Source organism: Luteimonas sp. AC640a, assembly GCF_979256585.1.
Genome location: NZ_CEEDOV010000014.1, coordinates 16768 through 28103 on the forward strand (window position 1 = coordinate 16768; position 11336 = coordinate 28103).

The 11336-nt window shown below is 62.6% G+C and carries 11 protein-coding genes; 1 reads left to right on the plus strand and 10 read right to left on the minus strand.

Features of this window, described 5'->3' with window-relative positions; all coding sequences use genetic code 11:
• Nucleotides 1-377 precede the first annotated feature (377 nt).
• The 10 genes from ACZ9YD_RS13215 to ACZ9YD_RS13260 all read right to left on the minus strand — a co-directional run bounded on the left by ACZ9YD_RS13215 (nucleotide 378) and on the right by ACZ9YD_RS13260 (nucleotide 9668).
• Nucleotides 378-674, minus strand: a complete 297-nt coding sequence (locus ACZ9YD_RS13215; RefSeq protein ID WP_465075726.1) for a YrhB domain-containing protein — start codon at nucleotides 672-674, stop codon at nucleotides 378-380.
• A gap of 63 nt (nucleotides 675-737) precedes the next feature.
• Nucleotides 738-1112 carry a hypothetical protein gene (locus ACZ9YD_RS13220; protein ID WP_465075727.1) on the minus strand — a complete coding sequence of 125 codons (375 nt, stop codon included), beginning with the start codon at nucleotides 1110-1112 and terminating at the stop codon, nucleotides 738-740.
• 78 nt (nucleotides 1113-1190) lie between these two features.
• Nucleotides 1191-1523, minus strand: coding sequence for a hypothetical protein (locus ACZ9YD_RS13225; protein WP_465075729.1), 333 nt, complete (start codon nucleotides 1521-1523; stop codon nucleotides 1191-1193).
• The gene (locus tag ACZ9YD_RS13230; RefSeq protein ID WP_465075730.1) at nucleotides 1520-1771 is read right to left on the minus strand and encodes a hypothetical protein; all 252 of its coding nucleotides are present in this window, start codon (nucleotides 1769-1771) and stop codon (nucleotides 1520-1522) included. The genes ACZ9YD_RS13225 and ACZ9YD_RS13230 overlap by 4 nt, the downstream gene beginning before the upstream one ends.
• A 908-nt stretch (nucleotides 1772-2679) precedes the next feature.
• Nucleotides 2680-2967 carry a hypothetical protein gene (locus tag ACZ9YD_RS13235; RefSeq protein WP_465075731.1) on the minus strand — a complete coding sequence of 96 codons (288 nt, stop codon included), beginning with the start codon at nucleotides 2965-2967 and terminating at the stop codon, nucleotides 2680-2682.
• 78 nt (nucleotides 2968-3045) lie between these two features.
• A complete protein-coding gene (locus ACZ9YD_RS13240; RefSeq protein ID WP_465075733.1) occupies nucleotides 3046-3501 on the minus strand; it encodes a hypothetical protein in 456 nt (151 codons plus the stop codon).
• 1262 nt (nucleotides 3502-4763) lie between these two features.
• Nucleotides 4764-7517 (minus strand): glycerol-3-phosphate 1-O-acyltransferase PlsB, encoded by a 2754-nt coding sequence (gene plsB, locus ACZ9YD_RS13245; RefSeq protein WP_465075735.1) that lies wholly within the window; start codon nucleotides 7515-7517, stop codon nucleotides 4764-4766.
• A 43-nt stretch (nucleotides 7518-7560) separates the two neighbouring features.
• On the minus strand, nucleotides 7561-8499 hold the full coding sequence (locus ACZ9YD_RS13250; protein WP_465075736.1) for a hypothetical protein: 939 nt from the start codon (nucleotides 8497-8499) through the stop codon (nucleotides 7561-7563).
• Nucleotides 8500-8595: 96 nt separating this feature from the next.
• On the minus strand, nucleotides 8596-9273 hold the full coding sequence (locus tag ACZ9YD_RS13255; protein WP_465075738.1) for a hypothetical protein: 678 nt from the start codon (nucleotides 9271-9273) through the stop codon (nucleotides 8596-8598).
• An 80-nt stretch (nucleotides 9274-9353) separates the two neighbouring features.
• Nucleotides 9354-9668: a hypothetical protein gene (locus tag ACZ9YD_RS13260; RefSeq protein WP_465075740.1), complete on the minus strand. Its 315-nt coding sequence runs from the start codon at nucleotides 9666-9668 to the stop codon at nucleotides 9354-9356.
• 286 nt (nucleotides 9669-9954) lie between these two features.
• Between ACZ9YD_RS13260 and sctU the strand changes: the two genes are divergently transcribed.
• Complete coding sequence (gene sctU, locus ACZ9YD_RS13265) at nucleotides 9955-11157, plus strand: type III secretion system export apparatus subunit SctU (protein WP_465075741.1); 1203 nt, start codon at nucleotides 9955-9957, stop codon at nucleotides 11155-11157.
• The last annotated feature ends 179 nt before the right edge of the window (nucleotides 11158-11336 follow it).

Genomic DNA, 11336 nt, shown 5'->3' on the forward strand with positions numbered 1-11336 from the left:
ATATGTTGCAATTATTGGTAAGTGAGTCGGTTCGTAGCCCTGTGCTCCATAGTTCTCGGGATACCACGACGGCTCAAGAAGTACCCAGGCAACGGCCGCGCCAAGGCCAAACGCGCAGCAAGCCAGAAGGGACCTGTGGTGTGGAACTGCAACGTAGGTGGACACAACTACAGCGGAGGCCGCGCAGAAGCCGGCGCCCGGCCTGTTCCACAATCCAAGCAGGTCGGTTGCGATTGACCCGCATATGCCCGCGGCGATGAACGCGCCGAAGATTGCGAGTGCTGCCAAGATCCACTGCCGGATTGCGGACATCTTTCCTCGGGGCCTAACGCCAGAATTAAGCCGTGCCGCGAAGCGGCATCGGCTTGAGTGAGTTGTTAGGCGGCACCCGCATTCCGCGCCGCCTCATAGCGCGCGAGATAGTACTCCGTTGGATGGGCAGTACCAGTAACTGTGACCTGGCCAGTAAGGCGGTCGAAAATTAGTGGCGCGTTGCCAGCAAGTGCGTCACTGGGATCCCCAGTTTCTAAGTATCGCTTGGACTGGTAGAAGAAGACCCAACCATACGGGCGCTCGATTGTCTGAGAATCAATGATGGCGTACGACTCACCGTCAGTTGATCCCGAGGAAATCCACGAAGCGGCGATCGCATTTGCTTGGTCTAGCGTGAACATTCTTGTGCCGCCTAACGCCTGAATTGAGCCGCGCCGCTAAGCGGCATCGGATTGAATGAATTGTTAGAACTTCTTGGCGGCCGGCAGAACCATGGGAACAGAGAACTGGATGCGGGAGTTGGACGTAGTCTCGGAAGCGCTCTTTCCCTGGGAACCGAGACCAATCGCTCCAACTACTACACCGATCCCGCCTTTCGTCTCAGTTCCTTCAGCTGCTGTCACAGCTACGTCAAGGGAGATGCATTGCACTGCTGGCCTGACCTCATCCGGCTTCTTTGACGTGAGGAAGCCATACACCTTCCCATCACCGGTTCCTCCTGCAATCATCACACTTGCTGGATTGATGATTGCTCCAGAGCTTTCCAGATCATGGGCGGCAGACTCGATTCCTTTGGCGATTTGAACGAGACTCTCTCTGATGAAATCTTGAAGCAGCATGAATCTCTCCAGAAGCTCTAACGCCAGAATTAAGCCGCGCCGCGCCGCGCGCGAAGCGGCGTCGGCTTGAATGAATTGTTAGGCCCCATCGCTGGACCCTGGCTTGATTGTTGTAAGGCGAAAGCCAGCGAACGGTGCTCTGTGGCCGTGTTTGCGATGCTGCGCAATCTGAACACGCAGCTCAGTAAGTACGTTTGCAATTGAATGCTGCAGGCGCTTGCGAGGATCTGAAGGCATGGGTGATTGGTCGAAGTTGTAAGCGTGCAGTTGGCCAATCATCGACCTAACGTCTGGGCGCTCTAGAGAAACTTCTTCCCAATAGTGCGCGAACAAGTTACGAATCTTGCGAGCAACATCCAGATCTTCATACTGCTCTTTAGTTAATAACCCTACCGCATAAGCGGCTTTCATTCTTGATGCAAGGGTCCCAAGGGGGCGTTGAATCCATCCACCAAATCTTTGGACTGTTTGCTATCGACGAGATAGGTGAGTAAGAGCTTTCCGAGCGTGTCTTCGGCGAATGCGGCCAACGACAGGGCAAGTCCACGATCGTCGTGACGCGATAAGAGATGATTGAAGCGATTGAGCAGGTCGACGTCAGGATCCCCGGATGGAATAGGCGAATGGGTGGCCAGATCGTCACTTAAATTTCCGCTCATCGGGAAGTCTCTCTATGGGGCCTAACGCTCGAATTAAGCCGTGCCGCGAAGCGGCATCGGCTTTGAATGAATTGTTAGATGCTGCCGCCGGTGACTTGACGCCGCAACCTTTGTACGCCGACTCAGTGGGCTGCAACGACCGGTAGAGGTAACGAAGCGGATAGCCGCTATATGTGCCATCGGCTTGCTTGCCCTCTAACCGGACTCCGTCTGGTACTGCGACCTCCAAAGTGTGAGCGTCTATCCAGCGCAGCCCAATGCCGTGCGACAGATCATGAAATGCCACCACGTTGCCACCTGGCTTGCTTGGATTGATGTCGCATGACACTAGAGCCTGGGTCGTAGCGCCGCCACTGCGATAGTCGGCTTGATAGTAGTAGGCCGAGCATTTGCCATCAGGATGGCTCACGGTGGGACTTTGGCAAGAAGCAAACTGTTCGCCCGGGCAGCCTGTAAGGACCGCCGTTGTGATGAATGCGAACACTGCAAGCAGCGGGCGAGTTGGTTGCAACATCTAACGCCTGAATTAAGCCGACCTGCGAAGCGGGTTCGGCTTGAATGAATTGTTAGGCCCCAGACGAGGCCACTTGGAGAGAAGTATCCCAAAGTGCGAAGCTGTCTGTCTCTGCCGACCTCAAGGAGGTGAGCGGGCTTGGGTCGACGCACCAACGCCTAAAGACCACCAGGAGTTGCCGAACTGTGTCAGCGCTGACTGGTGACACCAACTCTAAGTCCAAGGTGGTACCGGTACCAAGAATGCTCTTGTACTCGGGTAGCGAATACAGCCAGCTGAAGAACTGATCCTCGTCCTCGGGCACAAAGAATGTTGGACCTTCGAAAGAAATGATCATGGGGCCTAACGCCTGAATTAAGCCGCGCCACGAAGTGGCGTCGGCTTGAATGAATTGTTAGGGCGCATCGTTGGATAGGCCGTGCTTATGCGCCCAATCTTGAGTCCAACCATAGAGCTTCAGGTGCTGGACCTGCCTGCAGCCGGAAGACTGCTCTTGCGGCAACATTGACTCTGTAAGCTCCGCGCCACCCCACGACTCGCTAAAGAGATGGCTGTCTTCACACTCGCCTTTTCCGACGCGCTGACGCAAAGAAGAAATCGCTTTCTCAAGGGCTTCGAGGCCTGCCAAGTCTGCGTGCACGTAGACCACATCTCCCGACTGTTCTGCGACGATGCTGAGCATGTGATCTCCAAGATCGCGAATGCGCCCTAACGCCTGAATTAAGTCGCGCCGCGAAGCGGCGTCGGCTTGAATGAATTGTTAGGCCGCTGGCGCGTTATACCCAAGAAGCACCAATACGCGCCATGCGACAAATGAGAGAACACCTAAAGCGAGAAATCTGAATTGCCATTGGTAGGCTCTGTGAGCCCGGCTGTTTGCGCGGCGCATTCCCGTGAGAAGCGCCTCGCAGGCCATCGCGGTGAACTCCGGCCGCATCGGTTGAGTAGGATGCGATCCTTTCCGAAACTGCAAGTACTCGAAGTTCTTCCCGATAGCGGACTGCATGCTTGTGAGATGCATACAGCCCAGCAAGAAGCTAACGAGCCAGCTACCCACCGCCACAAGGCCGAAATGCACGGTCCAGTGGAAAGTGGAGGCGTCTATTTTTTGCAGCGCGTAGCCAAGTGCTGCGCCCGTGGCCGCAAGAAGAAAGTAGGTGTACTTGGACTGGCCGTCCAAGTGAGCGCGGTTGAGGTGGAGAAGTTGATCGGACATCTTCCTGCGGCCTAACATCTGAGTTAAGCCGACTTGCGTAGTGGAGGCAAAGCCATGGCAAGCTTTTCTGCCATGGCTTTGGTGTAACGAAGCAAGTTCGGCTTGAACGAATTGTTAGGCCGCTGCCCGATGATGCCGGACAGCTGCTCTTGTTACACGAATAGCAATGATGCCAAAAACTGAGGCGCCGATGAGGCCAGTCATCAAAAATGCACCCCAGTAGCGAAGATTGAACAGCGCTCTCTCACCCGTGTAGATGCTGCCGGCTTGCAAGATGCAAAGCGCGCAATAGGCTGACCCAAGAAGCATCAAGGCCACGATTACCCAGAGCAAGGTCGCGGACAGCCAAGGCCAAATGTTCTTCACGTCGCTGCGCCCCTTCTGCTGCGGTCTAACGCCTAAGTTAAGCCGACCCGCGAAGTGGAGCCAACCACATGGCAAGCTTTCTTTGCCATGTGGTTGGCGTAACGAAGCGGGTTCGGCTTGAACGCATTGTTAGGCCCCACTACGGCTGGCACTCCGACCGAATCGATCTGATAGTTGCTGACTCTGCTGCGATCTGAAGCCAGCATGGGAAGTCAGATTGAGGAAAGTATTCCATGTACGTCCCGTCTTCTCGTACCGCCACTACCGGCTTGCCATACCGTGCTTGTGCCGCCGCAAATGGCTGGCCCGGGCAGACGCCTTGAGGCGTGCAGTGCTCGGCGCTGGTGCTGAGGATCTCCGCGACTCGCTTGTCGTCACCCAGCCAGACCGTAAGCCCCATAAATTGAAGCTCGATGCTTAAGAAATCGCCGGTTTCGCGACGAGCAGCTGGCTGGCCGAGCAGGCCAGTAACCGAAGCTTCCGAATCTCCGAGAGAGACACCTGCAAGAGATAGAGCGTTGTCGGGAACGACATGCGCGCTTGAGTTTGCCAGTGCGCCGCCAAGTACCATCACCAAGATTGTCGTGCTGATTGGCATGGGTCCTAACTAGTATTCGACCCCGGATGCGGGGTGTTGCGCCGAGTATGCGGCGTGATCGAACACCGCGCCAAGAGTGCATTCAAGGCAATATTTCAATGACTTGATGCGTGTTCGATCAGCCGCCGCCAGCCGGCGGCTCCGGCGTTACGCGACCAGCCTCTGCGTCCCGTGTTATCAGGCGTGCATGCGGGTGTAACGGCGCACGGTCCTGTGGGCCCGTGCCGATCGCCATCAGCCAACCAGCCCATTTCCTTGGCTCGACGCGTCGCCACGGCAAGCGCCGTGACGTTGGACATCATTCTGCCGGGGCGGACACCGGTTCCGCAGGCTTGACTGCTTCCGGACTCACTTTCTCGATCGAGTGCCGCAGCTCGCGGCCGAGGATGACCTTGGCGTCTTTGGCCCAATTGTCGAGGCGGTCGTCGAAGACGAGTTTGCTGTTGCCGTCGAGTTTGACCAGGCCGAGTTCGCGGAGTTTCTGGATGAAGCCGCGGAACAACGACTTGTCGAAGAACTCCGGGGCGGCCGGTGCGTAGAGCAGCGACAGGCGTTGGGCGGCGAGCTGGCACAGGCTTTCGAGTTCGCCGGCGCCGAGGGTGCCAGGGCCGTTCTTGGCGAGCACGGACATCGCGATGTAGTAGCGCTCGAACGCCTGCTGCAGCGGATGGCTCAATGCGCGCAGGCGGAAGACTTCATCGGTCTGACCGGCGTTGCGGGCGTAGATGCCGCCGTCTTCGTCGCTGACGCGCTCGAGCAGCGCTTCGCGCTCGAAGGTTTCCAGCGTCAGGGCGATGCGTTCCGCGAAGGTGTCCTCGTCCCAGGGCAGATACAGCTCGGCCTGCAGGAACGGGTACATCGTGCGGCCCAGACGCAGCAGCGTGTGCCGACTCATGCGGCGGTTGTGCAGGAAGCAGCACGCGATCCACGCCGATGCGGTGAACAGGTGCAGCACGTTGTTGCGGAAGTAGGTCAGCAACACGGATTTTTCGTCGTCGACGCGGAACACGTCGCCGAGCGGATGCGCGACGCGTTCGAGCACGCCGATCTCCTCACCGTGCGCCACGATCTCCTGCGGCGTGTGCGGGGTGACCGTGACCCGGTCCGAGTACGGCACGTCGACCAGCAACTGCTTGGACAGCGTGATCTGCGCGAGCAGGTCGGCTTCGCCCATCGCGTGCTTCGGCGTGGACAGCAGCGCGAGTGCCAGCAGGTTGATCGGGTTGACGTCGGCGGCGCGGTTGATGTTGACGTTGATCTTTTCGGCGATGACATCGACCGTGCGCGACAGCCACTCGGGGCGCTCGCTGTCGGCGACCGCGTTGCCGTCCCAGCCGGTCGCGTGTTCGGCGAGCACATCGGCCAGTGCGATCGGCTCGCCGAAGTTCACCACCACCTGGCCGTAATTGGAGCGCAGCACCTGCGGAATGCTCCACAGCAATTGCCAGATCGATTCCTTCTTCTTGCTCTTGCCCGACAGCTCGTCGAGATAGCTGCCGCCTTCCATCAGCTTTTCGTAGCCGACGTAGATCGGCTGGAACAGCACGGGACGCGTCGGCTGGCGCAGGAACGCGCGCAGCGTCATCGACACCATGCCGCCCTTCGGTGCGAGCAGGCGTCCGGTGCGGGAGCGCCCGCCTTCGACGAAGTACTCGATCGAATAGCCGCCGGCGACGAGCTGGGCGACGTACTCGGCCAGCACGGTGGAATACAGCGCGTTGCCGCGGATCGAGCGACGGATGAAGAATGCGCCGCCCTTGCGCAGCAGCGTGCCGATGACCGGCAGGTTGAGATTGATGCCGGCGACGATATGCGGCGGCACGATGCCGCGGTTGTAGAGCAGATAGCTCAACAACAGGTAATCCATGTGGCTGCGGTGGCTGGGCACGTAGACGATTTCGTGCCCGGGCGCCGCGGCCTTGAGCGTGTCGATGTGGTGCACCAGCACGCCGCGGAAAATGCGGTTCCACACCGTGGTGAGCAGATAGCTCGCCGAGCGCACCACCGGGTGCGAATAGTCGGCGGCGATCTCGTAGGCGTAGGCGTGCGCTTTCTTCCACGCGTCCTCGGGCTTGCTGTTGTCGCGGCGCGCCTGGTCGGCAATCGCGTCCTTGACCGCGGGCGAGGACAGCACCTTGTCGACCAGCAGGCGTCGGGTCGAGAGATCCGGGCCGATGATCGCTTCGCGCACGCGGTTGAAATGGGTGCGCAGCACGCGTGAGAGCTTGCGCACCGTGCGTTCGGCATCGAGACCTTCGGCGAGCAGCGGACGCACGTTCACCGGCTCGGCGAAGCGCACCAGCGTGTCGCGGCCGTTGAGCAGGATCGCCAGCAGGCGGCGGAAACGGCCGACGATGGTCCAGTTCTCGGAGAACAGCACCGCGAACCAGCCGTTGTTCTTGTCCGGCGAGCGGCCGACGAAGATCGACACCGGCACCACCTGCACGTCGAGCGCAGGGTCGCGGCGATGCGCTTCGAGCAGGCGCGCCAGCGATTCGGAATGCGTCGCCTTGGATTGCGGCTGGCCGGTGGCCATCGCTAGGGCGCCGCCGGCGTTGCGCCGTGACAACGCGACGTAAGCGCGTTTGCGGCCGAGCGGATCGCCGGGCAGCGGCTGCAGCGGCGACGGCAGGCCAGCCTCGCGGCAGGCGCGCTCGAGGATCAGCGCGTTCGACAGACCGTAGTCCTCGAGCACGTAGCAGACCGGGCGATGATCGACCAAGGCCTCGGGCGTCTGCGGTTCCACCTTCAGGTTGATCCACGGGCCCATCAGCTTGCCCAGCATGCCCGCCCACCAGGGGCGACGCGCCGCGCGACGCGGCGCGGCCAGCGGCACCGGCAGCGCGCTCGGCGCGATGGCGGCGGCCTCGGGCGGGTCGTCTGCAGGTGCCGGATCGCGCGCGGGCGTTGCGGCGGCGGCCACGGCCGGCACGTCCGTCGCAGGCGAGGCCGGTGCAGGCGGGGTCGCGGCGTCGGCCGGGCGGTGGTCGGCGCGCCCGGCGGTGTCGCCGTCCGGGAACTCGAGGGTCGGTTGATCAGGCATCGTCGGCATTATGCCCAAGCGGCCCGTCCGGACCGCAGCTGCGGATCCGCACTCAGGGTTCCGACGACGCAGGGGTGGGCGCTGAAGACGCTGGCGCCGCCGCGGCCTGACGGGCATGCGCGAGGAAGTCGCTGACATACCAGCGCCCGTCATGCCGCTCGACGGCGATCACCGCATCCACCGGCCGGCCCGCCAGCAGATAGCGCATGCGGACGCGCGCGGTATCACCGGTCTGGCTGTCGAGCGTGGTCTCCACGCTGTCGAAGGTCTGGTCCAGATCCAGGCCGTACGCGGCCAGCCGCCGCTTGCCGGCGGTGAACAGCGGCGACAGCCCGGCGAGCCCGGCCTGCATGCCGGCGGCGCCGAGTGCGGCATCGCTGGGGACACCGCCTGCCTTCGCGGCGGCGACCAGCACGGTAATCGTCTCCTGCGCGCGCGCGCGATCGGCCAGCGGTGCCGTCCCGGCCCATTCGCTGGCCGCAGCGATCAGCTGGGTGTAGTGCGCGCGCTCGTCGTCGCTGAAGTCGCCGCCCTGTTCCAGGTACTGGATGGCGAATCCGCCCAGACCCACTGCGGCCGAACGCATCTCGCGTTCGGCGCCGGCGAACTGGCGGTTGAAGGTCTGCAACAGCACGCGTTCGGCCTGCGGTGCGCTCAGGGCGGCGAGGACCGAGGGTAGCTGCGCGGACAGCGGCAGTTCGTCGAGCGGCCAGCGGGTGCGGCCCGCGCGCCAGGCGGCGTCGAGTCCGGGCAGCAGGTCGGGCGTGGCCGCGTCCTGCGCGAATGCAGCCAGATCGCCGGCGCGCAGGTGTGACGTGAGCAGGGTCACCGCTTCCACAGGCGTCGCTGCGACCGCCGCGGGCATCGTCTCGGCGGCGTCCTCGCGCTGCTGGCAGGCCGCCAGCCACAGCATCAGCGGCAACAGCAGCGCGGCGGCATGGAGGTGACGTTGCCGGCAAGTCGCGCCGGGCGGGCGGGCGGGGAGAGACATGCGATGGATTCCTGCGAAGCCGGACATCGCATCTTGCAAGGCAGTCGATGACTGGACAAGCGCAGGCGCACGCTCAACGCGAATGGACACGCCCTGTCACAGGTCGCGCAGCACCCAGCCGTGCGGCGTGTCGGTGGCGCGAGCATCGAGCGCGGCCTGGGCGATCTCGTCCGGGCTGCGGCCGGCCTTCCAGGCGGTCGCGATCGCGGCCAGACGCTCGCGGGTCGCGCGGGTATAGGCGCCTTCCAGTTCGTTCTGCGCGTCGACGGACAGCTTCTGCGGATACAGCGTGCGCGCGTCTTCGGACTGGTTGAGCAGCGCGATCATCCGCGACAGACTGGTGTGGAAGGTCTCGGCCGACAGTGCGGTGCGCTGGGTGCGCTGCAGATGCCAGACAGTGAGGTATTCCACCGGGCCGAGCATGCGGCGCGGCGTGCCGCCGAAGAACTGGCCCGAGAAATCGCTGGCCGAGACCGGCGCAGCGCTGTCGGGCAGCCGAGTCGCGCCCCAGGAGCTCAGCGCACCACCGGGCAGGTCCATGCGCCGCAGCGCGGTGCCGATCGTGTCGGCCAACAGACGTTGCGCGCGGGTGTCGTCACTTTCCGCCACCACGCCCAGCAGGCGCAGGAATACCGGGTAGCGGTCTTCGCCCAGCCGACGCACCAGGCGCTTGAGCACCGTCAGGCGGTATTCGGGATCGGCATGCGCCGCCAGCGCCGACACCATGCGATCGGCAGCGACGCGCAGCGATTGCGCGGAGGGAACGGCGTTCATGGATGGAGCACCAGCGTCAGGCACAGAAGTCGAGGCGCCCGGACTGTAACCCAGTCGCTGGCCAGGCCTGCGTGGCGCTATCAGACCAGTGCGTCGAGAATCGCGTCGGTGCCCTGATCGGCCGCCTGTGACAGATCGATCGCAGACAGGCGCGCTTCGAACGACAGATCCCCGGGCAGCAGACGGTTGCCGGCAGCGACGCCATCCCAGGCCACGACGTTGAGCACATCCTCACCCGGATCAGCCTGCGGGCCCCGCGGCGCGTCCGCATAGCCACCATCCGCCAGCGCGAGCCCGGAATCCGGCTGCTGGCGCAGGTCGTCGAACGCGACATGCCCACCCAGCCTATCGAGGCTGGCGGCATTGAAGCTGACGTCGGAAGGAATGCTGCTCATCGGAACGGAGACCTGTGAACCCTTGGGGGACTGGACCGCTTCTGCGGCGTTGGCGGGACTGTAACGCCGGTGCCATGTAACGGCTATCTCGGGCTATCCCTAGGGTGCCGGGCAACACGCGCGGGCCGGGCCCTGCGGCTGAATACCGGTTGGACAGGTCAGCCTGTGGCCACATTCTCTTCACTCGCAAGTCGCGGTTCGCCGATGGAACGGACGCGTCACCCACGCATGCTAGCCTCCGATCGAACCGCGCGAACCCGCGTGCATTCGATCGATCGGAGTGCGGATGGCCGAAGAGAACGAGGGCGCCGACAAAACCGAAAAACCGACCAGCAAGAAGCTCAAGGACGCGCGCAAGGACGCCAATGTCGCCAAGAGCCGGGAGCTGACGAGCACCGTGCTCATCATGGGCTGGCTGGCCGGTGGCTGGATGCTGATGGGGTACATGTTCCGGCGGATCAGCGGGCTGTTCGACCAGAGCCTGAACGTCATGAACCAGCCGTTCGATATCGCGTTGCACACGATCATCCCGCTTGCGGCGCAGACCTTCCTCGCAGTGACGCTGCCGTTGCTGCTGCTCGCGGTGCTGCTGGCGTTGCTGGTCGAGTTCCTGCAGGTCGGCCCGGTCCTGTCGATGAAAAAAGTGACGCCGGACCTGTCCAAGATGAATCCGGTCAGCGGCGTCAAGAAGATGTTCTCGATGGACAACCTCGTCGAGCTCATCAAAAGCGTCCTGAAGAGCGCGGCGCTGCTCACCATCGGCGGCTTCGTGCTGTGGGGAATGTTGCCGAGCCTGCTGCAGCTGCCATTCGCGCAGCCCGCGGCGATCGGCAGCGCCATCTGGCACGCGCTCAAGTGGATCGGCATCTGGACGATCTTCGTCTTCTTCTTCGTGTCCGCGGTCGACGCCTCGTACCAGAAGTACTCCTACATGAAGAAGCTGCGTATGAGCCGCCGCGACATCAAGCAGGAGGTCAAGGAAAACGAAGGCGACCCCTACGTGAAGCAGCGGCGCAAGCAGTTGCATCAGGAGTGGTCGCAACAGAACATGCTCAACGCTGTCCGAGGATCGAACGTCATCGTGACCAACCCCACCCACATCGCCGTCGCCCTGCAGTACGAACAGGGCGACGATCTGCCGCTGGTCGTCGCCAAGGGCGAAGGGCACGTCGCCGAAGAGATCAAGCGTGTCGCCGAGGAAGCCGGCGTGCCGATCCTCGAGAACGTACCGCTGGCGCGCGGTCTCAATGCACGCGTCGAGATCGACGACTACATCAGCGACGATTTTTTCGAAGCCGTCGCGCAGGTGCTGTACTGGGCCGAAGGCGTGCGCCTGGGCGAGCATCGTCCAGAGCCGCCGGCGTTCAATCCGCCGCCGGACATGCGCGAGGAGATCGGGCTCGGCGAACCCGAGGCATTGCCGCCGCTGCTGGCGGACGATCCGTCGGTGGTGGAGCGGCTCGAGGATCCGCGGGATCCAATGCGATAGGGATGGGTTGCGGCGCCGAGGCGCCGCTTCTTCTTTCCGGCTTTTCTGGGCGTGCCCGGCACGCGCTGTTGCGGGATTTTCGCTTTTCGCGTTTCGAGCCTGCTTCGGCCTCTGCCTCTGCCTCTGCCTCTGCCTTTGCCTTCGCCTTCGCCTTCGCCTTTGCTTTTGGCTTCGGCTTC

Bases quoted from the DNA above. Each gene is read 5' to 3' on its own strand.
- plsB (WP_465075735.1), bottom strand. From the start codon at position 7,517: ATGCCGACGATGCCTGATCAACCGACCCTCGAGTTCCCGGACGGCGAC.
- ACZ9YD_RS13260 (WP_465075740.1), bottom strand. From the start codon at position 9,668: ATGAGCAGCATTCCTTCCGACGTCAGCTTCAATGCCGCCAGCCTCGAT.
- ACZ9YD_RS13230 (WP_465075730.1), bottom strand. From the start codon at position 1,771: ATGAGCGGAAATTTAAGTGACGATCTGGCCACCCATTCGCCTATTCCA.
- sctU (WP_465075741.1), top strand. From the start codon at position 9,955: ATGGCCGAAGAGAACGAGGGCGCCGACAAAACCGAAAAACCGACCAGC.
- ACZ9YD_RS13240 (WP_465075733.1), bottom strand. From the start codon at position 3,501: ATGTCCGATCAACTTCTCCACCTCAACCGCGCTCACTTGGACGGCCAG.
- ACZ9YD_RS13220 (WP_465075727.1), bottom strand. From the start codon at position 1,112: ATGCTGCTTCAAGATTTCATCAGAGAGAGTCTCGTTCAAATCGCCAAA.
- ACZ9YD_RS13215 (WP_465075726.1), bottom strand. From the start codon at position 674: ATGTTCACGCTAGACCAAGCAAATGCGATCGCCGCTTCGTGGATTTCC.
- ACZ9YD_RS13225 (WP_465075729.1), bottom strand. From the start codon at position 1,523: ATGAAAGCCGCTTATGCGGTAGGGTTATTAACTAAAGAGCAGTATGAA.
- ACZ9YD_RS13235 (WP_465075731.1), bottom strand. From the start codon at position 2,967: ATGCTCAGCATCGTCGCAGAACAGTCGGGAGATGTGGTCTACGTGCAC.
- ACZ9YD_RS13255 (WP_465075738.1), bottom strand. From the start codon at position 9,273: ATGAACGCCGTTCCCTCCGCGCAATCGCTGCGCGTCGCTGCCGATCGC.
- ACZ9YD_RS13250 (WP_465075736.1), bottom strand. From the start codon at position 8,499: ATGTCTCTCCCCGCCCGCCCGCCCGGCGCGACTTGCCGGCAACGTCAC.